The organism is Saccharothrix sp. BKS2 (genome assembly GCF_047689505.1).
Classification (GTDB): Bacteria; Actinomycetota; Actinomycetes; order Mycobacteriales; family Pseudonocardiaceae; genus Actinosynnema; species Actinosynnema lopnurensis.
In genome coordinates, this window is sequence record NZ_JAUQOL010000012.1 from 153,240 (window position 1) to 175,938 (window position 22,699).

19 protein-coding genes and 1 tRNA gene are annotated in these 22,699 nt (G+C 67.9%); 11 read left to right on the top strand and 9 right to left on the bottom strand.

What is annotated here, in order from left to right:
* Positions 1 to 27: 27 nt before the first annotated feature.
* From helR to Q5530_RS25470, 3 genes are all read right to left on the bottom strand, one after another.
* A complete protein-coding gene (helR, locus tag Q5530_RS25460) occupies positions 28 to 2,229 on the bottom strand; it encodes an RNA polymerase recycling motor ATPase HelR (RefSeq protein WP_415365273.1) in 2,202 nt (733 codons plus the stop codon).
* Between the two features lie 112 nt (positions 2,230 to 2,341).
* Positions 2,342 to 3,544 carry a glycosyltransferase gene (locus tag Q5530_RS25465; RefSeq protein ID WP_415365274.1) on the bottom strand — a complete coding sequence of 401 codons (1,203 nt, stop codon included), beginning with the start codon at positions 3,542 to 3,544 and terminating at the stop codon, positions 2,342 to 2,344.
* Positions 3,545 to 3,961: 417 nt separating this feature from the next.
* The gene (locus Q5530_RS25470; protein WP_415365275.1) at positions 3,962 to 4,435 is read right to left on the bottom strand and encodes an NUDIX hydrolase; all 474 of its coding nucleotides are present in this window, start codon (positions 4,433 to 4,435) and stop codon (positions 3,962 to 3,964) included.
* Between the two features lie 891 nt (positions 4,436 to 5,326).
* Here Q5530_RS25470 and Q5530_RS25475 point away from each other — a divergent pair.
* Positions 5,327 to 7,462, top strand: a complete 2,136-nt coding sequence (locus Q5530_RS25475; protein ID WP_415365276.1) for a hypothetical protein — start codon at positions 5,327 to 5,329, stop codon at positions 7,460 to 7,462.
* 141 nt (positions 7,463 to 7,603) lie between these two features.
* Here the strand turns inward: Q5530_RS25475 and Q5530_RS25480 are convergent, their stop codons facing one another.
* The 4 genes from Q5530_RS25480 to Q5530_RS25495 all read right to left on the bottom strand — a co-directional run bounded on the left by Q5530_RS25480 (position 7,604) and on the right by Q5530_RS25495 (position 10,366).
* Entirely contained in the window at positions 7,604 to 8,077 is a 474-nt protein-coding gene (locus Q5530_RS25480) for an NUDIX hydrolase (RefSeq protein ID WP_415365277.1), read from the bottom strand.
* Positions 8,078 to 8,087: 10 nt separating this feature from the next.
* Positions 8,088 to 8,534, bottom strand: coding sequence for a DUF5919 domain-containing protein (locus Q5530_RS25485; protein ID WP_415365278.1), 447 nt, complete (start codon positions 8,532 to 8,534; stop codon positions 8,088 to 8,090).
* 132 nt (positions 8,535 to 8,666) lie between these two features.
* Positions 8,667 to 9,482 carry an inositol monophosphatase family protein gene (locus Q5530_RS25490; RefSeq protein ID WP_415365279.1) on the bottom strand — a complete coding sequence of 272 codons (816 nt, stop codon included), beginning with the start codon at positions 9,480 to 9,482 and terminating at the stop codon, positions 8,667 to 8,669.
* Complete coding sequence (locus Q5530_RS25495; RefSeq protein WP_415365280.1) at positions 9,479 to 10,366, bottom strand: DUF5919 domain-containing protein; 888 nt, start codon at positions 10,364 to 10,366, stop codon at positions 9,479 to 9,481. Before Q5530_RS25495 ends, Q5530_RS25490 begins: the two co-directional genes overlap by 4 nt.
* Positions 10,367 to 10,558: 192 nt before the next feature.
* Here Q5530_RS25495 and Q5530_RS25500 point away from each other — a divergent pair, with 192 nt between their 5' ends.
* The 9 genes from Q5530_RS25500 to Q5530_RS25540 all read left to right on the top strand — a co-directional run bounded on the left by Q5530_RS25500 (position 10,559) and on the right by Q5530_RS25540 (position 17,804).
* Positions 10,559 to 11,020, top strand: coding sequence for a hypothetical protein (locus Q5530_RS25500; protein ID WP_415365281.1), 462 nt, complete (start codon positions 10,559 to 10,561; stop codon positions 11,018 to 11,020).
* Between the two features lie 4 nt (positions 11,021 to 11,024).
* Positions 11,025 to 11,342: a hypothetical protein gene (locus Q5530_RS25505; protein WP_415365282.1), complete on the top strand. Its 318-nt coding sequence runs from the start codon at positions 11,025 to 11,027 to the stop codon at positions 11,340 to 11,342.
* Positions 11,342 to 11,626, top strand: a complete 285-nt coding sequence (locus Q5530_RS25510) for an AMED_5909 family protein (RefSeq protein WP_415365283.1) — start codon at positions 11,342 to 11,344, stop codon at positions 11,624 to 11,626. Before Q5530_RS25505 ends, Q5530_RS25510 begins: the two co-directional genes overlap by 1 nt.
* A 101-nt stretch (positions 11,627 to 11,727) precedes the next feature.
* Complete coding sequence (locus tag Q5530_RS25515; RefSeq protein WP_415365285.1) at positions 11,728 to 11,913, top strand: transcriptional regulator; 186 nt, start codon at positions 11,728 to 11,730, stop codon at positions 11,911 to 11,913.
* A gap of 63 nt (positions 11,914 to 11,976) precedes the next feature.
* Positions 11,977 to 12,843, top strand: coding sequence for a helix-turn-helix domain-containing protein (locus Q5530_RS25520; RefSeq protein WP_415365286.1), 867 nt, complete (start codon positions 11,977 to 11,979; stop codon positions 12,841 to 12,843).
* Between the two features lie 307 nt (positions 12,844 to 13,150).
* Positions 13,151 to 14,617 (top strand): FtsK/SpoIIIE domain-containing protein, encoded by a 1,467-nt coding sequence (locus tag Q5530_RS25525; protein WP_415365287.1) that lies wholly within the window; start codon positions 13,151 to 13,153, stop codon positions 14,615 to 14,617.
* Positions 14,618 to 14,643: 26 nt separating this feature from the next.
* On the top strand, positions 14,644 to 16,218 hold the full coding sequence (locus tag Q5530_RS25530; RefSeq protein WP_415365446.1) for a replication initiator: 1,575 nt from the start codon (positions 14,644 to 14,646) through the stop codon (positions 16,216 to 16,218).
* A 12-nt stretch (positions 16,219 to 16,230) separates the two neighbouring features.
* A complete protein-coding gene (locus tag Q5530_RS25535; RefSeq protein ID WP_380637332.1) occupies positions 16,231 to 16,440 on the top strand; it encodes a helix-turn-helix transcriptional regulator in 210 nt (69 codons plus the stop codon).
* Entirely contained in the window at positions 16,437 to 17,804 is a 1,368-nt protein-coding gene (locus Q5530_RS25540; RefSeq protein WP_415365288.1) for a tyrosine-type recombinase/integrase, read from the top strand. The genes Q5530_RS25535 and Q5530_RS25540 overlap by 4 nt, the downstream gene beginning before the upstream one ends.
* 188 nt (positions 17,805 to 17,992) lie before the next feature.
* Here the strand turns inward: Q5530_RS25540 and Q5530_RS25545 are convergent.
* Positions 17,993 to 18,065 (bottom strand) — tRNA-Arg (locus tag Q5530_RS25545).
* Positions 18,066 to 18,264: 199 nt separating this feature from the next.
* On the opposite strand from Q5530_RS25545, the gene Q5530_RS25550 reads away from it, so the two are divergent.
* Positions 18,265 to 19,305: a hypothetical protein gene (locus Q5530_RS25550; protein WP_415365289.1), complete on the top strand. Its 1,041-nt coding sequence runs from the start codon at positions 18,265 to 18,267 to the stop codon at positions 19,303 to 19,305.
* Between the two features lie 84 nt (positions 19,306 to 19,389).
* Here Q5530_RS25550 and Q5530_RS25555 read toward each other — a convergent pair whose 3' ends face one another.
* Positions 19,390 to 22,590 (bottom strand): penicillin acylase family protein, encoded by a 3,201-nt coding sequence (locus tag Q5530_RS25555; protein WP_415365291.1) that lies wholly within the window; start codon positions 22,588 to 22,590, stop codon positions 19,390 to 19,392.
* Between the last annotated feature and the right edge of the window lie 109 nt (positions 22,591 to 22,699).

A 22,699-nucleotide genomic window follows, 5' to 3' on the forward strand; every position in this document is an offset into this window, starting at 1 on the left:
CGGCCCCCCGCCGGAACCGCGACGGCGTCACACCGGCCGCCGGTCCCCGGCCCGGACCGGTTCCCCGGCCTCGACGAGCCCGGCCAGGGCCGGCGGCAGCGGGTCCCGGTGCAGGACGCCGAGGCGCTGGGTGGCCCGGGTCAGGGCCACGTAGAGCTCGGCCGCGCCGCGCGGGCCCTCGGCGAGGATCCGCTCCGGCGCCACGACCAGGACGGCGTCGAACTCCAGGCCCTTCGTCTCCGAGGCGGGCACCGCGCCCGGCACCCCCGGCGGCCCGATCACCACGCTGGTGCCCTCGCGCCCGGCCTCGTCCCGGGTGAACTCCTCGATCGCGGCGGCCCACCCGTCCCCGTCGACCCTCCTGGACCACGGCCGCACGCCGCACGCGCGCACGGACTCCGGCGGCCGGACCCCCGGCGCGAACTCGGCCAGCAGCGCGGCGGCGACGGTCATGATCTCCGCCGGGGTGCGGTAGTTCACCGTCAGCGACCGGTAGACCCAGCGGCCGGGCACGTACGGCTCCAGCATCGCGCCCCACGAGGTCGCCCCGGCCGCCGACCGGCGCTGGGCGAGGTCGCCGACCACCGTGAAGGACCGCCCCGGGCAGCGCCGCATCAGCACCCGCCAGTCCATTTCGGACAGTTCCTGGGCCTCGTCGACCACGACGTGCCGGTAGGTCCAGTCCCGGTCCGCGGCGGCGCGCTCGACGAGTTCGCGGGTGTCCTGTTCGAGGAAGCGCTCCGCCAGGTCCTCGGCGTAGAGCAGGTCCTGCGCGAACAGGTGGTCCTCGTCGTCCATCATGTCCCGGCGGTCCACCATGGTGTCCAGCACGCCGGCCGCGTACTCGGCCTCCTTCTTCCGCTCCCGCTCGGCGGCCCGGTCGACCGTCCCGTCACGGCCCAGCAGGTCCACCAGCTCGTCGAGCAGCGGCACGTCCGACACCGTCCACGCCTCGCCGTCGACGCGCGCCAGCGCCGGGTCGCCGCCCGCCGCGCGGAGCCGCTCGGGGGAGGAGTACAGCGACGACAGCAGCGCGGCGGGCGTCAGCACCGGCCAGAGCTCGTCGAGCGCGGCGGTGAACGCCTCGTCCCCCGCGAGGTCCTTGAGCAGGTCCGCGCGCAGCTGCTCCCACGCCTCGCGGTCCTCCCGGGTCAGCCAGCCCCGGCCGATCCGGGCGATCGCCCGCTCGGTGAGCACGTAGGTGACGATCTCGGTGAACACCGAGCGGGCCTCGTTGTGCGGCAGGCCGCTCGCGCGCGCCTCCTCCCGGGCCCACTCGGCGGTCCCGGCGTCGATCCGCAGCTCGACGTCCCGCAGCTCGACCGGCAGCGGGGACGCCGGCAGCCGCTGCCGGTCGGCGACGGCCGCCGCGAGCACGTCGAGGATCTTCAGCGACCCCTTGAGCCGCGCCACCCCCGGCTCGTCCTCGGCGGTGACGCGCAGGCCGGGTACGAGGTCGCCGGGGGTCGTGAACACCACGTCCGACTCGCCCAGCGACGGCAGGACGCGGCCGATGTGGTTCAGGAAGGCCGGGTTGGGCCCGACCACCAGCACCCCGTGGCGCTCCATCCGCTCCCGCTGGGTGTAGAGCAGGTACGCGACGCGGTGCAGCGCCACCACGGTCTTGCCGGTGCCCGGACCGCCCTCGATCACCAGCACGCCGGGGTGGTCGAGCCGGATGATGTCGTCCTGCTCGGCCTGGATCGTCGCCACGATGTCGCGCATCCCCGTGCCGCGCGGCGCGTTGACCGCCGCGAGCAGGGCCGCGTCACCCCGCTCGTCGCCGTCGGGGCGGCCGAGCACCTCGTCGGTGAACTCGACCACGCGGCGCCCGCGCGTGTGGAACTGGCGGCGGCGGCGCATTCCCTCCGGGTTCGCGGCGGTGGCGACGTAGAAGGCGCGCGACGCCGGCGCCCGCCAGTCGAGCAGCACCGGCTCGTACCCGTCCCCCTCGTCGAACAACCCGATCCGGCCGATGTAGGAGTGCTCGCCCGACGCGGTGTCCAGCCGGCCGAAGCACAGCCCGTTGTCCGCCACGTCCAGCCGCTTCGCCGCCGCGGCCAGCGCGCGGACCTCGGAGTCGCGTTCCACGGGGGTCCCGCCGGTGCCCAGCAGCGCCGCGTCGTACGCGCCCTTCACCCGCGCGCGCTCGGCGTCGAGCCGCGCGTAGAGCCCGGCGATGTAGGCGCGCTCGGACCGCAGTTCCTCTTCGTACCCCTGAGTTGACACATGCCCCTCACAACGGCTAACCTGAAATTACCTTAAGGCGGGTTTTCCATTTTTCAGTGGAGAGCACGCCAATTTTTTATTGTCCACCCCGTGTCAAGCCACGCGGCCCTGCTCACCCGGCCAGCAGCATCCCCGCGGCCACCGCCGCCCCGTCGGCGCGGACCGAACCGGCCACCTCGCGGGCCCGTGCCGAGGTTCCCGGGTCCAGCGCCACCCCGAGCGCGGCCGTCAGGGACGCGGTGGTGGGCACCGCCCCGTCGTGCGCCACCCCGATGCCCAGCTCCGCCACCCGCGAGGCCCAGTACGGCTGGTCCGCCGCCTGCGGCACCACCACCTGCGGCACGCCCGCCCGCGCGGCGGTCGTCGTCGTGCCCGCGCCACCGTGGTGCACGACCGCCGCCACCCGACCGAACAGCGCCTGGTGGTTGACCTCGCCGACGCCGAGGCAGTCGTCCCCGCCGTCGACCGGCCCCAGCCCGGCCCACCCGCGCAGGACGACCGCGCGCCGGCCGTGGGCCCGCACCGCCGCGACGGCCACCGCGGCGGCGTCCCGCGCGGCGTGCAGGGGCATGCTGCCGAAGCCCACGCAGACCGGCGGCGGCCCGGCGGCGAGGAACGCCTCCAGCCCGTCGGGGAGCGGGCGCTCGTCGGGCAGGGTCCAGGCGCCGGTCTGCACGACGTCGAGGTCCGCCGGCCGCCACGGGTCCAGCACCGGGTCCGTGGCCAGCCACGGCCGTTCCCCGATCACGAAGTCGCGGACGTCCGCCACGGGCGCCAGCCCGACCGAGGCCCGGTTGTCGTTGAGCGCCTCGCGGAACAGGGCGTTGACGCTCTCGGCGTCCAGCTCCCACAGCACCCGGTTGTCGGTCACCCCGGGCGGGAAGGGCCGACCCGGGTAGGCCAGCGGCGGGTGGTGCGGGGAGGGCAGGGTGAGCTGCTGGAACGTCACGGACACCGAGCGCAGCCCCACCCTCTCCGCCACCGACAACGCACCGGCGGCCGCGGGCAGCATCCCGGTGGCCACCACCACGTCGCACCCCTCGGCCGCCGCGGTGAGCGTGGCGAACTGGTCGGCGATCAACTCCGCCGCGCGGCGCGGCAGGTCGGCCGGCGAGGGCGCCGCGACCGTCAACGCGCGGGCCGAGGGCCCGACCGGCACCAGCGGCACCGCGACCCCGGCCAACCGCCGCGCGAAGTCCTCGTCGGGAGGGGCGCAGACCCGCACCTCCGCCCCGAGCTCGCGCAACCGCACCGCGAGCCCCACCAGCGGTTCGACGTCCCCGCGTGATCCGTAGGTCGACAACAGCACACGCATCCGGTGACTCCCGTTTCCGCAGGTCTTGGCTTCGGCCGGGAATTCTGCGGCACTGCCGGGGGCTTGTGGCAAGACCCCCGGTGCGCTATACGTTGATGGTGGAGAGGAGCGGGTAATCCCCTTTCCGCCGTTGCCGGTGGTCTTCGCTCGGCCCTCCGCGGTGCGAACCCCCGTTTCCGCCTGGCCGGTGTTCGCCCCACTCCCGCACGACCCGGCCGACCGGTGTGCCCGGCCACGGGATTTTTCGGCTCGCGGTTCCGTCCCGGGTGGCCGTTGTTGCTTCCGCGCTCCCTTTCGGGTTGTTGCTCGGGCGCACCACTTCCGGACCACGTGCACGTCTGCCGGGTGGAGTGGGGCGGGAAGTCGGGTGGGCCGTGGTGCGGGGAAGCGGCACTGCGGGGCGCTGACCGGGTCCGGTTACCTGGCGAAGTAGGGCGTGGTGCGGTCGGCGAAGCCGTGGTCGATGCGGAGGCGGATGGAGGGGTGGATGTCGAGGGCGTCGAGGTCTTCGCGGGTGACCCAGTGGACCTCGCTGGACTCGTCGCTGGTGCGGGGTTCGCCGCCGGTGGGGGTCGCGCGGAAGCAGATGGAGAACTGCTGGCGGACTTCGCCGTCGGTGTAGGAGATGACGTGGGCGGGGTCGGAGTAGACGCCGATGATGTCGGTGGGGTCCACGTCGACGCCGGTTTCTTCCTTGACCTCGCGGACGACCGTGTGGCCGATCGTTTCGCCCACGTCCTGGGCTCCGCCGGAGATCGAGTAGAGGCCGTTGTCGGTGCGGCGGATCATGAGCAGGCGGCCTCGGTCGTCCTGGACGAACGCGGTCACCGCGACGACGATGGTGGTCGCTTCGGGGGCGTTGGGGTCGTGGTAGTGGGCCGTGCGTGCCATGCCTTCCTGCCTACCAGTTGGGTCCTGGACTTCCAGGGGATCGACCCGCGTGGCTGAAGCGCTGCGACTCGGTGTCCTTCTGCGAGTTCGCCCGGTCCAACGTGGACGTGAAGCGGCTTGGCCCGGCCGCGAGGACTCGGAGGAGCACGGTGGAGGCGGTGGAGGCGGTGGACGGACTCGGGGCAGGTGCCCGCTCCTCCAGTCCGTGAACACCGGCAAACAGGGGCAGATTCCCACCGACGACGACTGAGGTAAAAGATCAGGCCCCGAGCGAGAAGACGCAGCTCAGGGCCTGATTCACCCGGCGAAAGGTGAGTGCCCCCGGCAGGATTCGAACCTGCGACACACGGTTTAGGAAGGCGTGTGGGCTACACGGTGGCCCATGTCCGCTGACCAGCTTGAACGCTGTACTCCGCCTCGGTGCGCCGCAGCCCCAGTCCGTGAGGAGTCCGCAGTCCGCGCGTAGTCGCTGTCCTGGTGCCGGTCGGCCTGCCCCATGATCCGATGGCAAGACGGCGCAGCCGTCGCGGCAGCCGATCGCCGTGCCCAGCCCACCCTAGTCACGTCACCGCGCGATCGTCCCGACCGGCAAGCCGCAGGGCTCCTCGGCCTCCAGCTCGGTCCTGCCTCAGCGCGCCGCCACCGGACCACGTGCACCGACTCCGCGCACGGTCGCCGGGCGGAGCGGAGCGGGAGCCCGGCGTGCCGTGATGCGGGAGTCGGTGCCAACGCGGTGACCGCCCGGCCGCGCGCTGCCGCAGGCGGCGCGCCTTGATCCCGTAGAGCGCAATTCTGCAACGGATGTAGAAACTGTGTAATGAAACGGAATCTGACGGCGATGTGCTCTGCACACATGTCGTGTCGTGAGACGACACTTGGTCGGGAGGATAGATGTCAAGTCTCTACGAATTAGTTGAGAACCTTGTGAAGCTCGAGGTGCCGGTGGTTAAAAGTGATCCTACAGTTACGGCCCTTGATGTGTCTCCGGTGATGCCAGAAGGATATGTATGGCCAGCATTGAGGGGAATGGAACTTAATGCTCATCACAGGGTGGTTTTGGTAGAAGCTGCTGGCGCTGTAGGGAAAACTGCGGCTGCAACGGCAATGGCTGGTACACTAAATTGGCCTTTGGTGAACGCTGCCCAAGCTCAAGTGGGCTCTTACTCTCTTTCTGGCTTGATTCATGACGCGCTCGGTTTCGAATCGAATTTCCTGAGCGAAGTTGCAGGGGGCAGAGCCGGGATTATAGTCGATGCACTCGATGAAGCGCATCTTCGTGCTGGGACCAGCAACTTCCAAGCTTTTCTTGAAAATATTCGTCGCTTGGCTGATAGTTCAGCGAGTGCCGTCCCGAGCATCGTCATATTTTCGCGTCCTGATACTGCTGTTCTCGTTAGACTTTTCTTCGAGGATGCCCAGCAGCCTCTGATGTCTGTCATGATTGAGTTCTTCGATTATTCGCAAGCTTGTCAATACATCCTTTCATACATGGCCAACCAAGAACGACTTCATCCTACTCGCCATTACGGTGTGGCAGCCAAGTATCGGAAGGCATTTGCCGATTTGCGCGATTTGAGGATGAAGGAGATTGCCTCGGCGTTGCTGACGACTTCAGTAGGCGACTTGAGCGCTCACTGGGAGGATGTGAAGTCATTTCTCGGTTATGCTCCCGTGCTATCTGTCCTAGGTGAGTATCTTGCGGTATCCAACCCTCAGTCAGAGCGTGAATCAAATATTGGTAGCGGTCGTCATCTTGCAGCTCGGAATGTACTGCTTGAGATTATTGCAAACTTGCTGACAAGAGAAAGTCGCAAATTTCTCGTGCAAGTAAACGACAAGCTGAGGGCGCTACTGCCAGTTGAAGAGACATGGGATGACTCGAATCAGGTTTATGGTGCCAACGAGCAAAGTGTAAGACTTGTTGCACGCAGCTTGGATGTCGATATTATCGTGCCGCCCCCTGTTTCACTTCCAGAGTCGCTACGCCAGCAGTACGAGGGCCATGCGGTGCAGTTTATTGCCGATCATCCTTTTCTGGCTGGGCGAGATGCTGTAAATGTAGTATTCGATGATTACATCAAGGCTAAAGCTGCGGTGGATCTCGAGTGTCTTACATCATTGCGACCTGACCCTCGTTCGAAGGTCCGATCAGTAGGTCCCTTTTTCTATCAGTTTGTGTACGAGTTTGCGACTAAGGGAAACCAAGGAGAGCCGGTAATCGAGGAGGGATTGGTCTCCTTACTGCTTTCCTCCTACTCGCAGTCAATTACGGGAGTAAATAAAGGCTCCTTCGCTTATTTGCAGTCTGGTGATGATGGAACATTAGTTCTCGCCGGTAATGACCAAAATGGAAGTGAAGATATCTTGATGTTCGACGTGGTCGAACTTTCAGGCGCGCTTACGTTGGTCGATCATGCCGCGCGTGGTGTTGTCATCACTGATGGTGGAGTTGTTCTATCCTCCAGGTCGGAAACGTTCTTGTTGGGGCCAAGAATTCAGATTATTTGCGCAGAGTTGGAAATCTCGGCGACGACTATTTCTGTTGATCCGGGCATCGGCGGTGTCGGTGAAAACCTTTCTCTCATTGATGCAGGAAAAATTACTGTTCCGACTGGCCGACTTGTAGTCGATGCACCTATAGCGAAGTCGCTTATCGTGCGTGGTGAACATCCATGGCCTGCACTGAGGAGGTTCCTCGCGAAACGATCTGTCGGGCATGGGTACGTCGAGCACTCGAGGTATGTTGATCTTCGCGCAATACTGCGTGTTTTTCAGCAAGGCATAGGTCACGCTCCAAGTGTCTACTATGAAAAGCTCGAACAGAGCGTTGTTAAGAACAATATAACTCGCAAGTCTTTTATGGATGACTTGATTAGGCTTGGAGTTCTTAGCAAGGAAAGTAATCATTATTATCTGGATACGAAAAGGCTTGCCCATTACGGGGTAAGTTTGACGGACATCTATAGCGGGAATCCTTCTGTATCGGTCCTTAGATTCATTGCCATGTTGACGGCAAAGGAATGGTAAATGAAAAAATTGATGCATCGTCAGGTCTTGACATGGCGCGCCGCTGGCCTGGATGACTATTTTCTGTAACTTCGTCAAGCTCGGCCCAGTCTGATTGCTGCTGTTGGTCGAACTGGGGGCGACTGCGAGTGATAGGTTAAATCAGATGGTGAAGTAGGGGCTTGGCCGGTTCTCAAATCCATGGTTGATGCGGAGATGGATCGACGGGTGGATATTGAGAGCGGCCAAGTCTCTGCTGCTTATCCAGTGGACTTCGCCGGACTCGTCGCTGGTGCGGAGCCGGCCTCCGGTGGGGGTGGCGCGGAAGCAGATGGAGAACTGTTGGCGGACTTCGCCGTCGGTGTAGGAGATGACGTGAGCGGGGTCGGAGTAGATGCCGATGACGCCGGTGGGCTCGACGTCAATGCCGGTCTCTTCCTTGACTTCCCTGATGACGGTGTGGCCGATGGTTTCGCCTACATCCTGGGCTCCACCGGGGATCGAGTACAGGTCGTTGTCGGTGCGCCTGATCATCAGTAGGCGCCCCTGGTCATCTTGGACGAACGCGGTTACCGCGACGACGATGTTGGTCGCCTTAGGGGCGTTCGGGTCGTTGTAGTGGTCTGTGCGTGCCATGGCCTCTTCCCTACCACTTGGGTGGCTTCGCGTCGTCCCAGACGCCTTGGAAGCTCTCCGCGTAGGTCTCGACGAGGTCGCCTCTGGAGAGGCGGCGCAGGTGGAGGACCGGGGCGTGAGCTGCCATGAAGCCGTGGACGTGGACGTGGGCGTTGGCCAGCATCTCGTCGTCGAAGCGGTGGGTCGAGTTGTGGAGCGTGGTGCGGTGGCACCTGATCTCCGCATGACCGGTATCCGCCAAGGGCTTGAAGAACGCGAGGGCGTTGCGGACCTTGACGGCCAGGGTGCCTCGGCCGATGCCCTCTTCCTCGCTGCGGCGGGTTACCTCTCGGCTGGCGGGGTCGCCCAGGGGGATGCGGATCTTGGCGCCTGCCTCGGCCTTGGCGCGGAGGGTCTTGATCAGACCGGGGTTGTCGGTGAGGAATATGTCCGAGTGAACCAGGACGGGGATTTTCATCCGGGCCTGTGCGATGAGTTGGCTCCACAACTCCTGGGATGCTGCCCTCGGTATTCAAATGATTAACTATTTCAGAGATTTTCGGTAGTGGTATTGGCGGGTTGGTTGAATTAAGCGAGTGGCTTGCTTTGCTTAAGGCTCTATTATCTTGCCTGTGGCTGTGCGGGTGATAGAGAGTATTGCTTCTGTGATCTTTGGGGTGGTTGCAATTGTGTGTGTTGACAGAGAAGAGTGCTCTTGTCCGGTGCTATCCATTACAACAGCTCCAGCTTCGCGAGCGATAAGTACACCGGCTGCGATGTCGTAGGTCTTGTTGGACAGGATCACCGTGCCGTCGATGCGGCCTTCTGCCAGCCACACGAGGTCGTGGGCTGCTGAGCCGAACATGCGGATGCGTTCGACCTTGGCGGCAAGTGCTGCGGTCAGTGCTATCCGCTGTTTGTTCTTCTCGTCTGAACCTTCGCCGGTTGCATAGTCGCCCACGGCGATCATCGCCTTCGAGAGTTCGGCCGTCTCGCTGACGTGGATCGCCTCGCCGTTGACGTGCGCACCGTGTCCCTGCGCGGCGGAGTAGTACAGCTCCAAGTACGGGAGGACAATTGCTGCGACGATGGCACTGTCACCGTGCATGAGGGCCAGGGAGACGCCGCAGAGCGGTACCCCGTGGACGAAGTTCGCCGTGCCGTCGATCGGGTCGAGTGCCCAGAAGTGCTCGCTGTCCGCCGCCTGCTCGCTGGTTCCCCCTTCTTCGCCCAGGAAGCCGATTTCGGGTGTGGCTTCGGCCAGGTAGGCGCGTACGTCCTGCTCGATCCGGACGTCTACGTCGGTGTAGGTGTCGCGGTCGGACTTCTCGGTGACGGTCCGGGGGCGGGTGTGCTTGATCAGGTTGTTGCCGATGCTGACGGCCTTTTGTGCGATCTCGGCCAGCTCGTCGAGGGGTCGCTTCACGCGGTCTCCTTCGCGCGGTCCCACATGGTCTCGAACACGTGGGAGAAGGTGGCGAACAGGCCCGGTACCGCGTCGTCCTTCTCGATCACGAGGGTGGGGGACTCGACGCCTCGGGCGTCGGGCAAGTAGGGCTGGACCACGCACCTGATCTGGTCGGTGATGAGGATGTTGTAGCGGATGGGCTCGTCGTAGACGCGGATGTGGAGTTCGCCGCGTGCGTTTGGGGAGACCTTCGCGCCGACTCTGCGCAGGGCCCCGATGTTGAGGCGGGTCAGCATGGACAGGTGGCCTTCGGGCAGGCCCTCTTCCTGCTCCCGGGCGGTGGTGTGCTGCCCCTCGGGATCGAGGAACAGAGCCTTGATGACGGTGCCGGTCTCGATGGAGTCCAGCAGGGCTTTGTCGGAGTACTGCTGGCACAGGACGTTGAGCGACAGGCCGACGATGTCGATCGTCTTCGCGCCTTCGAACAGGGCGCGTGGGGGCATGTTGTGCAGGAACTCGGTGCGGCTGACGTAGACGGCGGTCACGTCGGCCAGGCGGGCCTGTTGGGGCATCTGGACCGGGCGTGGCACCGGCTGGGTGGAAGCCGCGGTTCGCTGTGGTGGCGTGATGGGGCTTTCGGTGTCGTCCTCGTGTGGGGACAGGAGTTGTTCGGCGGTCCAGCCGGGGAACATCTTTTCGAGGATGCGGCAGTGGTCGGCGTAGGGCAGGCCGAGTAGGTCGCCGGAGAGCCAGCGGTAGAACTGGGCCTTGCTGGGGTAGCGGCCGATCAGGTCGGTGTCGAGTTGCTTGGCGATGCGGTCGTACTCCTTGCAGAAGGTGCGGTAGCCCTGCATGTGGCGTTGGCGCAGCAGCACCCTCAGCAGCGTTGTCTCTGTGGCCATGTGGCCTCCCTCGCTTGGCGCGATTGGTGGAGGCTAGCACTGAGACGAGACCAAGACGAGACAACTTGAGTCTGCCGCGCGGCCTGGGTGCGGCAGGTGAGACAGCGGCGGACCTGGGACGGGACCATTGGCCAACGACTCTGGGTGGGCAGGCCGCGAACAGGCGGCTCCCGGTCAGAGGAGCGAACACCGATGGCGATCAGCAAGGGGTTCCGGTTCCCCGTCTCGTTCGAGGACGCCTTCCCTCAGGGTCTGGTGATGGTCGGGGAGGTCCGGCCGGACACCGAGTACCAGACGCGGGACGAGAGGGCGGCCGGTCGGCCGGTGCGTCAGCGGGTTGACGAGGCCACCGGCAAGCGGCAGTGGAAGGTGAGTGTCACCGACCCGCACGAGCCCAACGCCAAGCGTCAGAGCTTCGAGGTCACCCTCTTGGCGGAGGTGCAGCCGGTGCCGACCACCGGGGAGGTGCTGCCCGGGATGCGGCCGGTGGAGTTCGACGGGCTGACCGCTGAACCGCGCGTGGCGGGCAACGGGGAGTTCAAGTACCAGTCGTTCGTGTTCCGGGCGTCCGGGTTCCGGCAGGTGGGCAGGTCGGTGGGTTCGGGGCCGAGTGGGGCCAAGCCCGGTGGTGGCGCCGACGCCAAGGCCGCGTGACCCGATGTCCGATCTTCGGCAACTGGTGGTGCAGTGGCAGGCCGCGTACCGGGCCTACGCCGACGCGCACGAGGCCAATCGCTACGTGGCCGCCGACGACCCGAAGGCCGCCGCCCGGATCGCACCTACCTATCGCAAGGTGGCCTGGTTGTGGCGGCAGCTCGCGGCGCTGGACAGCACCCCCTGGTGGGCCAAGGCGGCGGCGCTGCACGCGGCCGAGACGTTCGACCACCAGGCCGAGGTCAACGAACGCGTCGCGGCCGGCGGGAAAGCGGCGGGAGCTCATCACCTGCACGCACCTGTCGAGGGTGGTGATCGGTGATGGCACAGCCGAAACGGCCCGATCGGTGGGCGGCGGCTCGGGCGGCCATGACGTTGAAGGACGCGCATGAGGCGTTGGGGAAGGTGATGCCCGCGCCGGATGCCGAGTTGTCGCGGTGGCAGGTGTTCTACCGGGTGTCGGTGGAGGTGTACGCGCGGGTCGCGGAGGTTGATCGGGGGCATCACCACGAGGCGTTGTACTGGGCGCAGCGTGAGCGGGAGAAGGGTGAGGAGATCGCCCGTTCCCTGGCGGTTCAGTCCTCAGAGGACGGTGAAGGCGGGTGACCGGGCGTGGCGCGTCAAAGGTTTCGGCTCGTCGTGCCGTTGTCCGTAGAGATCCTCCGGGGTACTCGATTCGGCTTCGCGGTGAGGCGTTCGGTAAGGCTGTGCGGTTGGCGCGGTTCGAGTCGGATTATGCGTTGGCGGAGGCGATGAAGGTGAACCGGTCGACGGTGCTGCGGGTGCGGGCGGGGTCTCTTCGGCCTGGTCCGGCGTTCATCGGTGGTGCGTTGACGGCGTTGGCTCCGATGGTCTTCGATGATTTGTTCGAGATCGTGAGCTATCGCTCGTAGGGCGCTGTCGGTTTGTTGGATTGGGAGCACGGGAGAGCTGTGCCCAAATACTCGGGGTTTGTCGTGGCTGATGTTGATGATGTGCGGTTGGGTTCGACTGTTCGCAGTCGGGCGTTGGGCGCGGAGTTGCGGGCGGCGCGGCGTAGGTTGTCGCTGAAGGTGGCCGCGTTGTTGGAGGTGTTGGGTGTTTCCCCCGGGTGGTTGTCGAAGTTGGAGACGGGTAACCGGCGGACCGATGCGCGCAACGTCGCCCGATTGTTGGGTTTCTACCGGGTGGATTCCGAGACCTTCGACCGGGTGATGGGACTGTGCCGGGATGTGGATGACGGTGTCCTGGTGTGGGAGCACGGTCCGGGTGGTGTGGACGAGGTGCCGGTGGTGCTCGGCCACGAGGCGACGGCGCACGAGATCTTCTGTTATGAGGCGTCGTCGGTACCGGCGTTGGTGCAGTCCAATGGCCACATGCGGCAGGTGTTCGGCTGTGACGTGGAGATCGAGCGGCGTGTGACCGCCCGTGGCAAGCGTCAGGCGGTGTTGGGTGGGCGGTTGTCGGCCAGGTACACGTTCGTGGTGCGGGAGCTGGTGTTGCGGCGCCTGGGGCCTGACCCGGAGGTGGCCTGGGGTCAGTTGATGAACCTGATTTGGTTGGGTGATAGCGAAAACGTTGAGGTGCGCGTGATCGCGTGTGATGCCCCGGCCGGTTGTTGGGAAAGCTACTCGTTCACGTTGATGCAGTCGCCGGAATTTCGTCCGGTGGTCCACATCGGTGTCATGACGTGCAGCATTTTCCTCGATGAGCCTCGGGAAACCGAGGAATACCAGAGGGCGGCAGAGTTGCTTCTGGGTAACGCGCTGAGCGCGGAGCGATCGCGGGAGTTGATCGCGGGCCTGGCCGATGAGGTGGACAGGCTCGACGGCTCTGGGAACTGAGCCGCTGTTCTTCGGTTGGTGTGGGTCGCCGGAAGCAGTCCGCAGTCTTGGCGGGCGTTGGACTGTCTCCCGGCGACTCACGTGACCGTTCCACATACTTCAGCCAAAGAGGTCCGGTCATGTCGAGGGTATCTGTTGACGGGGGACGTGCGTCAAGTCGTGCGGTTGCCCCGGATGTGTGGAAGCTGACCAATGGTCGCCCCTGTGGGGCATGCAGGCGGTTCGGTGTTTATGCGCCCAACCAGCTTGTTTGTTGTGCGTGTCTGGGTTGGCTGCCGTTGATTTTCGCCCCCGTAGGGGGTGTGCGGTGAACGGCGGGAAGTGGGTCGATCCGGCTCCGTTCGAGGGCGCTCGGCCCCGCCTGCCCTGGTGGGCGCTAGTGCCGGGTAAGGCGAAGTGGCTGGCCGCGTTGGTGGCACTGGTGTGGTTCGTGGTCCTCGGCGTCGTGCGCCTGGTGCTCGTCGCGGTCCGGTACCCGGTGGCCACAGTCGTGCCGGTGTCGGCGGCCTGGTGCTGGTGGCGCTTCGGCTTGTCGCCGCTGGTGTTGACGCTGTTGACGCTGGTCGCGCTCCTGCTGTTGTGGGCGGGGTACGACCGGGCGTCGTTCCTTCGGCATGGCTGGTATCGGCTGGTCACCGAGTGGCGGCGGGCGACGGTGTACGTGCCGCGTTGGCGGTCGGTGATGCGGCTGGCGGACCTGGCCAAGCGTGATCGGGGCCGTGAGTACCGGCCGAAGCTGCGGCGGGTGCGGTCGGAGGGGTGGCGGGACCGGGTTCGGGTGCGGATGATCCCGGCCCAGTCGCCGGAGGTCTGGGAGCTGCGCCGGGACGGCCTGGCGCACTCGTTCCACGCGCAGTCCTGCCGGGTCCGGGTACTGCGGCCGAGGGTGATCGAACTGGACTTCGTCCACCGTGACCCGCTGAACCGTCCGCTTCGGGTGCCTGCGCTGGCTGACGTTGAAGTCGACCTCAAGCGGGTGGTGGTCGGGCGTACGGAGACCGGTAAGCCGTGGCGGCTACGGCTGCTGGGCTCTCAGGTGCTCGTGGTCGGTGTACCCGGCGCGGGTAAGGGCTCGGTGTTGTGGTCGCTGGTGTGGCAGCTCGCCCCGGCCATCCGCGCGGGCCTGGTGCGGCTCGTGGGGATCGATCCCAAGGGCGGTATGGAGCTGGGGCAGTGCCCCGACGCCTTCGACCGCGCTGTCTACGACAACGGGCCGGAAGCCGTTGCCCTGCTTGAGGAAATGGCCGCAGAGGTCAAGGAACGCGCCACCCGCTACCGGGGCGTCCGGCGGCTGTGGGCACGGTCGACCGGTGAGCCGTTCACGGTCCTGGTGGTTGACGAGTTGGCGGACCTGATCGCCTACCAACCGGACAAGCAGCTCCGGGAACGGGCGGCACGGGCCATTCAGACGATCACCTCCCAGGGGCGGGCACCCGGCTATGCCGTCGTCGGCCTGGTCCAGGACCCGCGCAAGGAGGTCGTGGGCTTCCGGCACCTGTTCACCACCCGCGTCGCCCTGCGCCTGGACGAACCGCAACAGGTCGACATGGTCCTGGGCGACGGCGTCCGGCAGCGGGGCGCGGCGGCTCACGAGATCAGCGAGAACACCCCCGGCGTGGCCTGGGTGAAACAGGACGGGCAGCGGGAGCCGGAGCGCGCTCGGGCCTTCCACGTCACCGACGCCGACCTAGGCGAGCTGGGCGCGTTCCTGGCTGACGCGACCGTGCACAACTTTCCGACCCGGCCGGGCGGTACGGGGGAGGTGGCGGCGTGAGCGAGTACCTGACCCGTGCCGATCGGATGAGGCAGCCGGCGGCGCTGGACGTGGCTCGGGCGGTGGCGGAGGAACACGGGGTGTGCGTCCGGCCGTTGGCCAAGGAGCGGATCGACCTGGACACCGGGCGCGTGGACATCGTGCCCGTGCCGTGCGGCTCGACGGTCGCGAGCGTGTGCCCGACCTGTGCGGAGAAGAACCGGCGGCTGCGGATGGCGCAGTGCCGGGAGGGCTGGCACCTGGCCGAAGAACCCGACTTCACGCCGAACACCCCGAGTGAGGACCAGCGGGCGCTGACCGCCTACCGGGCCGATCTCGTCAAGGCGTACCGGGCGGCCGTGGATGAGGACGACGAGATCGGGGCGGAGGAGGTGCGCGACGAGGTCGCCGGGGTCGATGAGGAGCTGCGGCAACTCGGGGTCCGCGGTGCGCTCCCCGCTCTGGAGGCCCGGTCCCGGGCTGTCCGGAAGCGGTCGACCAGGCGGCGGCAGGACGCGCCGAACCTGCCTCGACGGCCGGTCAGCAAGCGGACCGTGGGACGGGTGTTCGGGGGCAGGTACCAGCCCTCGACGTTCCTGACGTTGACCCTGGACAGCTACGGCAAGGTGCGCAGCGACGGTACCCCGGTCGACCCGGCGACCTACGACTACCGGCGGGCGGCTCGGGACGCGGTGCACTTCGCGGCCCTGCTGGACCGGTTCGTGCAGAACCTGCGCCGCTGCGTCGGCTGGGAGGTGCAGTACTTCTCCACCGTCGAACCCCAGCGTCGCCTGGCGCCGCACTGGCACGCCGCGATTCGTGGTTCGGTCTCGCGGACGGAGCTGCGGGCGGTCGCCGAAGCCACCTACCACCAGGTGTGGTGGCCCGCCCACGACGAGATCAAGTACGGCGGCGACCACCGGCCGGTGTGGGACGCGCGGGCCAAGGGGTTCGTCGACCCGACCACCCGCGAACCGCTGCCCACCTGGGAGCAGGCTCTTGACCAGGTCGACGTGCCCGCGCACGTTGCCCGGTTCGGTGTCCAGGTGCACGCGAAAGGCATCCTCGGCGGGACCGAAGAGGCCGGACGCCACATCGGCTACCTGACGAAGTACCTGACCAAGAGCATCGGGGAGTGCTTCGAAGCGAAGACCGCCCGCCAGGAGCAGCACGCGGAGCGGCTGTGCGCGGAGCTGGCCGTCACCCCGTGCTCGCCTCAGTGCCCGGTGTGGCTGCTCTACGGCGTCCAACCCAAGGGCGCTCGCCTGTCGATGGAACCCGGCCGCTGCAAGGGCAAGGCGCACAAGCGCTCCACCCTCGGCGTGGCCGGGCGGCGGGTGCTCGTGTCGCGGAAGTGGTCGGGCAAGTCCCTGGCCGACCACAAGCACGACCGGGTGAAGTTCGTTCGGCAACTCCTGGCCGATGTCGGGATCACCCAGGACGACCAGCCGAAACGGGTCGTCTGGAACAACGTCCAGCCCGGTGACCCGAACGTGCCCCCACGACCTCACCTGCTGCTGCGGGCGGTCGCGGAGCGGCGACGGTGGAAGGCCGAGTACACGGCGGCACTGCTCGCCTCGGCCGGTCCTCCCAGGAGTTCGGCAACCGCTCAAGCTGCGTGAACAGGGGGAACGATGAACGGCAAGGTGCGTGAGCTGGGTCAGTTGATGTCCGTCCCGGAGATGCTGGAAGCGCTCGGCGGGGAGGTCTCGCGGGACACGTTCTACAAGTGGCGGCAGACGGGCAAGGGGCCTCGCTGCTTCACGCTGCCCAACGGTGAGCTGCGGTGTAGGCGGACCGACTTCCTGACGTGGCTCGACGACCTGTACGGGGCGGCGGCGTGACCACCACGTTCAAGGTCAAGTTCTGGGAGGTCAAGAAGCGGGCGGGGCGGAAGCGGCCCTACCCGGTGCGGTGGCTGACGGACAAGCGGGAGCACTCGGAGTGGTACGCGACCAAGGCGTTGGCCACCGGTCGACTGTCCGAGCTGACCAGGGCGGCGCGGAACGGCGAGCCGTTCGACGTGGACTCCGGGCTTCCTGTCTCGGAACTCCGGCGGCGCAACTCGTTGTCCTTCTTGGAGTTCTCCCAGTCCTATGTAGACATCAAGTGGCCGGACGCGGCTGCGACGACGCGGGGGAGCACCGTGGAGGCCCTGGCGACGGCGGGGGCCGCGTTCGTCCGGGACGGGGTCGGGCGGCCTGAGGTGGCGGAGCTGCGGGGCGTGCTGTCGCGGTACCTGCTACCCCCGACCACGCGTAACGCGGAGCTGTCGGCGGAGGACCGGGAGGTCGTCGACTGGCTGGCCCGGAACTCACGGCCCCTGTTCGAGGTGACCGACGCCGTGGCGGCTCGGGGCCTGCTGGACGCGCTCGCCTCCAAGCTCGACGGCAAAGCCGCGGCGGCGACGGTCTACCAGCGGAAGCGGGCGGTCCTGTTCAACCTGCTGGCCTACGCGGTCGAACGGGACCTCATCCCGGACAACCCGCTGACCAGGGTGAAGCGCAAAGCGGCCAAGGTGGTGGAGCAGGTTGACCCGCGTGTCGTCGCCAACCCGGGCCAGGTGGCGCGGCTGCTGACGGCGGTGACCTACGTCGGGCGGCGGAACCGGGACCGGGGCGCGCACCTGGCGGCGTTCTTCGCGACCGGCTACTACGCCGCTGCCCGGCCAGCCGAGGGCCTGGCGCTCCGCGAGGACGACTGCACCCTGCCTGCGGAGGGCTGGGGAATGTTGATGCTCGGTGAATCACGTCCGGCGGCGGGCAAGCGGTGGACGGACTCGGGGGAGGTGCACGACCGGCGCGGCCTGAAGCACCGGGGGCGGAAGGAGGTCCGGCCGGTGCCCGTCCCGCCGGTCCTCGTTGGAGTGCTGCGGGACCACCTCGACCGGTACGGCACCGCGCCTGACGGCAGGCTGTTCCGGTCGCCGGGCGGTGGGGTGGTGTCCTCGTCCACCTACTTCCGCGTGTGGGAGGAGGCGCGTCGGTACGCCTTGCCGCCCGCTCAGGCCGCCTCTCCGCTCGCTGGGCGGCCCTACGACCTGCGTCACGCGGCGGTGTCGTTGTGGCTCAACGGCGGCGTTCCGGCCCCGGAGGTCGCGGAGCGTGCGGGCCACTCGGTCGACGTGCTGCTGAAGGTCTACGCGAAGTGCATCGACGGGCAGCGGGAGACCGTGAACAGGACCATCGAAGGATTGTTCGACGAGTGATCACCGGCCGGTGCTGAAGGCCCTCGGACCACGTTCGGGGGCCTTCGCCACGTCCAAGATCAGTCCGTGGTGAGTCCGTGAACCCTGGCAAACAGGGGCAGATCCCCACCGACAACGACTGAGGTAAAAGATCAGGCCCCGAGCGCGTTGCCGCAGCTCAGGGCCTGATTCACCCGGCGAAAGGTGAGTGCCCCCGGCAGGATTCGAACCTGCGACACACGGTTTAGGAAACCGATGCTCTATCCCCTGAGCTACGAGGGCGCGTGCAGGATCCTACCGCGTCCCCCGTCGAGCTCCGGCCGACGGGGGTGTCACCCGCCTGGGGGCAGCGTTGTGCACCCCCGGTGAGGTCCGGGGTCTCCGCACTGCGGCTGTCCGGGGGAAGTGGTGCGGACCATCTTCTCCGCCCGCGTCCGGTGGGGTACAGAGAGGGCACCTCCCCTCTGACGAAAGCCACTCCATGACCAGTCGACCCTGGCCCGACTTCCGTCCCGGCCCCCTCGCCTCCACCCGCGCCTGGTGGCGCCGGAACCGGGCCGAAGCGGACGAGTACACGTTCGTGCCCGCCTCGACGACCCACCAGCACCAGTTCGAGTCGCCGCTGCCCAGCGCCGTCTACGGGCTGGACTTCCACGTCAAGATGACGATCCACTGGCGGGTCGACCTGACGAGCGGCGCCCGGCACAACTCGCCGCGCAACGCCGCGGTCAACGACATCATCCAGCGGGCCAGGGGGTTGACCGAGCGGACCATGCTCGTGCACCACGTCCCGCTCCAGCACCAGCTCGGGGATGAGCTGGCGGCCGAGCGGCAGGTCGACGGCACGCACGTGTGGGCCCGTGCCGACGGGGTGGCGTTGAGCGTGGCCGAGGGTGACCTGGCGGTGGCGCGCAAGCACATCGAGCTGTTGCAGACCAGCGCGATGCGCCAGGCCGAGCGGGACGCGGAGCGCGCCGAGATGACGTACCTCCGCGAGGAGGTGTTCGGCGACCTGTCCAGCGCCACCGTCTGGTGGCTCACGCGCAACGGCTACCAGGTCGAGCAGGCCGTCGCGCTGAGCAGGCACCTCGCGGAGCTGGTGGAGATCGCCGCGAACCGCCGCGACCGGCACTGGGCGGACACCCTGGTGACCAGCTTCGAGAACGCCCTCCCGCGCCTGGACGACGGCAGCCGCGCCGACGTGCGGCTGCACCTGGCCAAGGCGCTGGGCGTGTACGGGGGCTCGAACGTCGCCACCGAGTTCGCCGAGCAGGTGGGGTTGTCGGTCCACCACCACGAACACCACGAGCTGCCGCAGAGCAGTGCGACGCCGAGCAGTGCGACGCCGAGCAGTGCGGCACCGAGCGGCGGAACTCAGAGCGGCGCGGCGCCGAGCAGCAGCGGGACGCAGGGCAGCGGTGCCACGCAGGGCAGCGGTGCGGCGCAGAACAACGGGGTCCGGAACAACGGCACGCCGGGCAACGGGACCCACCCCACCAACGGCGCCTGGCCCCTGCCCTGAGCCCGCACGAGCCGGGGGAGAGGCCCGGAAAAGGCGGAAGACCCCGGTCCCTGGGGGTGGACCGGGGTCTTCCTGCGGACCGGTCTACGAAACGTAGACCTCAAGCTCGTGAACCGAGTATCCGTAACTCGTGGCCCGTTGGATACCCGTCATTCGTACGAATCGTGCCTCATCGGGTGTGAACGGCGCAACGTCTTTTCCGCCGTCGCCCGCCGTCGTCTCGTACGCGGTCCGCCACCGGGAACCGTCGGTCGACAGCTCCACGCGGTACGCCCTGGCGTAGGCGCCCTCCCAGGACAGCACGACCCGGCCGACCCGGCGCACCGAGCCCAGGTCGACCTGCAACCACTGGTCGTCCGACCAGTCGCTGGCCCACCGGGTGTCGGACCTGCCGTCCACCGCGTTCGACGGCGGCGAGCTGTACCAGCCCTTCTCGTAGCTGCTCGCGGTCGCGGTGGCGCCGGCCGCCAGGTTGCGCAACTCCGCCCCGCGCCGGGACGGGAACTGCACGACCTGCTGGTACGTGGGCCTGTTCTGCCAGTTCACCTCGTCGTGCGTGATGCCGCCCATGGCCCGGTGCACGATGCTGTCCGCGCACCACTGGTCACCGGCCGCGCAGGTGCCGTCACCGGGGTACACCGCCGTGGCGGGCACGGCCGCCGCCGCGCGCAGGCTGTCCAGCAGCACCTGGCGGCACGCCGACAGCTGCCCGCCGCCGCAGTAGCGCCCGCCCAGCGGGCCCTGCACGGAGTCGCCGAGCACGGACCGCAGGTCCTTGTGCACGTAGCTCCACCAGCCGTTCTGGAACGCGGAACCCTTGTGCGGCGTGGTGCCGTTGGGATCGGACGGCGCCTCGTCCACCTGGAGCGCCCGGGTCAGCTGCCCGTACAGCGCGTCGCCCAGGCCGGGCTTGAACTGGGCCTCCACCAGCCGCGGCCACCAGGCGTCCAGCACCCGGATCGCGTCGGCGTGCGCGTACGCCCTGCTCCCGCGCCTGGTCTCGGTGCGCAGCGAGCCGGTCCGCTGCCACTCGCGCAGCCCGGCGACGACCTGCGCCAGCGCCGGGTCGGTCACCGGCGCGGAGTCCAGCACCCGCAGCAGCACCGGCAGCACCTGCTCGGCCCGCAGGTCGGCCAGGCCGGCCTCGGCCATGGCCCTGGTCAGCGACGCCCGGGTGACGGGTCCCCGCGCCATGAGCGCCCGCACGCGGTCGTCGAGCAGGTCGCCGCGGTGCACCGAGCCCATGCCGTAGCCCGACGCCGAGTGGTCCAGCGCCTGCTTGTTGTTCCAGCTGATGTAGTAGTCCTGGTTCACCGACTGCGGGTGCTGCGCGAACGGCACGTAGGTCGCCGTGTTGCGGTCGGCGTCCCAGCCCTCCCACTCGTAGGCGGGTTCGGCCCTCACCGGCAGGTGCGGGTCGACGGTCGACCTGCGCACCGGGTTCGCGCCCGAGTTGAAGTACGCGGTGTCCCGGGAGTCCACGTAGAACCAGTTGAACGCGTACCCGACGCGCTCGGCGGCGCGCTGGAAGTCCGGTGCGGACCGGATCGCGTCGGGGTCGTTGAACTCCTGGAACCCGATGATGGAGTCCACCTCGTGCAGGTAGGTCGACCGCAGCGAGGTGTAGGCGACGAACTTCCCGCCCACCCGCGCCCGGCTCTGCACGAGCCCGTACTTCGTCCGGTGCACGACCAGCGTGTAGGAGCCGGCGGGCGTCGGGTCGGCGACGCTCGGCTTCCAGGAGTTCTTGCGCTCCAGGCGTTCCATCGGCAGGCACTGCCCGTGGTAGCGGTAGTGCATCGACCCCGCGGCGGCGGGCGCGCCGGACGGCTCGCACAGCTCGACCGCGTAGGTGTCGGTGATGTCCTGGCCCGAGGACGTCGCGCTCCACGAGTAGTCCAGGCCCCGGCCCAGCTGCACGTACATCGACACGCCCGCGAACGACACGCCGCGCGCCCGCAGCCCCGGCCCGTTGAGCTCCTGGAGCATCAGCAGCTGCGGGGCGAAGTACCCGGTCTGCGGTCCCCACACGGCGATGGGGTTGCCGCTGTCGGTGTGCGGGCCGGACACGACCAGCGCGTTGGACATGCCCTGCTTGCGGCTGAGCAGGTCGCGCGGCAGCACGCCGTCGGAGAACAGGCCCTCGACCGCCTCCAGCCCGTCCGGCACGTCCACGGTGGACGCCCGGGAGGAGGTCTCGTCGTAGACCATGCGCTCCGGCGTCACCGCGCCGTCGTCGGGCAGCGCCACGCCCTGCGGCGCGGCGGGCGTGGTGGCGTAGGGGAACCGCTGCCCGTCGTGCAGGGTCAGCACGGCCTCCGGGTCGTTCTGCTCGCGGAACGACCGCCACACCCGCTCGCCCTCCACCGCGCCGTAGCGGTTCTGGGCGGCGAGCTTCACCAGGGCGTTCTGCACCTCGCCGCCGCCGCCCGCGCCGAACAGCCCGCCGACCACGGCGGCGATCGCGACCAGGTCCGTCGGCTGGAACGGCTGGATGTCGTTCCGGTTGGTGATGGCGTCGGCGTGGCCGGTGAGCACGTACTCGCCGGGGAAGTACCGCCCCTCGACCGCGTCCTCCAGGTAGGCGTTGATGCCCGCGATGTAGTCGCGCACGTCCTGCAACGCCTGCGCGCCGCGCGGGCCCTGGGTCGCCACCTGGTCGATCTGGCGCTGGAGGTCGGCCTCGGTGTAGGGGATCTGGCCGAAGAAGCTCTGCTCCAGCGCCCGGTTGCCCTCGGCGCCGCCCGCGAACCCGGACAGCTGCCCGCGCCCGAGGTGGCGGAACAGGTCCATCAGCCACAGCCGGTCCTGCGCGGCGGCGTACCCGGCGCCGAACTCGGTGCCGGAGCGGGTGGTGCCGTGGATGTGCGGCATCCCCAGGGTCTTGTCGCGGACGATGGTCACGTCCTCGCGCGGCCGGATCGTGCTCTCCACCTGGTCGGCGGGCACGCCGAAGGAGGCGTCGTTGAAGAACGCGCCCAGCTGCTCGTTGGTGAGGCCGCCGTAGCCGGAGGGCAGGGCGTCGTACTTGCCGAGCTGGTCGGCGGAGTGCGCCGGCCGGGTGCCGAACACCTGGTGGGCGAGGATGTCGGTGAGCGTGGCGTTGCCGTTCTGGCCGGGCGGCAGCACGTCGTGGCACTGGCCGAGGCAGTGGTCGTCGGGCGCGAACGCGGCGGTCCGGACCTGCTCGGGCGGCGCGGCGGCCGCGAGGGGCGAGACGGGCGGCACGGCGAGGGCGGCGGCCAGCAAGGGCACGACGGCGAGCGATCGGGCGGCTCTTCGCATGACGCGAAGCTCCTTCCAGGCAGGGGTCGTGTGACGCACGTTACTCAGAAGTAAAGATTCGCGAAAGTCCTTCGCGTTAGCCTGCGGAAATTACCCTGAGTACCCGCCT

Bases quoted from the DNA above. Each gene is read 5' to 3' on its own strand.
- Q5530_RS25470 (WP_415365275.1), bottom strand. From the start codon at position 4,435: ATGGCACGCACGGCCCACTACCACGACCCCAACGCCCCCGAAGCGACC.
- Q5530_RS25475 (WP_415365276.1), top strand. From the start codon at position 5,327: ATGTCAAGTCTCTACGAATTAGTTGAGAACCTTGTGAAGCTCGAGGTG.
- Q5530_RS25535 (WP_380637332.1), top strand. From the start codon at position 16,231: ATGAACGGCAAGGTGCGTGAGCTGGGTCAGTTGATGTCCGTCCCGGAG.
- Q5530_RS25485 (WP_415365278.1), bottom strand. From the start codon at position 8,534: ATGAAAATCCCCGTCCTGGTTCACTCGGACATATTCCTCACCGACAAC.
- Q5530_RS25480 (WP_415365277.1), bottom strand. From the start codon at position 8,077: ATGGCACGCACAGACCACTACAACGACCCGAACGCCCCTAAGGCGACC.
- Q5530_RS25530 (WP_415365446.1), top strand. From the start codon at position 14,644: ATGAGGCAGCCGGCGGCGCTGGACGTGGCTCGGGCGGTGGCGGAGGAA.
- Q5530_RS25550 (WP_415365289.1), top strand. From the start codon at position 18,265: ATGACCAGTCGACCCTGGCCCGACTTCCGTCCCGGCCCCCTCGCCTCC.
- Q5530_RS25510 (WP_415365283.1), top strand. From the start codon at position 11,342: ATGGCACAGCCGAAACGGCCCGATCGGTGGGCGGCGGCTCGGGCGGCC.
- Q5530_RS25465 (WP_415365274.1), bottom strand. From the start codon at position 3,544: ATGCGTGTGCTGTTGTCGACCTACGGATCACGCGGGGACGTCGAACCG.
- Q5530_RS25495 (WP_415365280.1), bottom strand. From the start codon at position 10,366: ATGGCCACAGAGACAACGCTGCTGAGGGTGCTGCTGCGCCAACGCCAC.
- Q5530_RS25505 (WP_415365282.1), top strand. From the start codon at position 11,025: ATGTCCGATCTTCGGCAACTGGTGGTGCAGTGGCAGGCCGCGTACCGG.
- Q5530_RS25500 (WP_415365281.1), top strand. From the start codon at position 10,559: ATGGCGATCAGCAAGGGGTTCCGGTTCCCCGTCTCGTTCGAGGACGCC.
- Q5530_RS25555 (WP_415365291.1), bottom strand. From the start codon at position 22,590: ATGCGAAGAGCCGCCCGATCGCTCGCCGTCGTGCCCTTGCTGGCCGCC.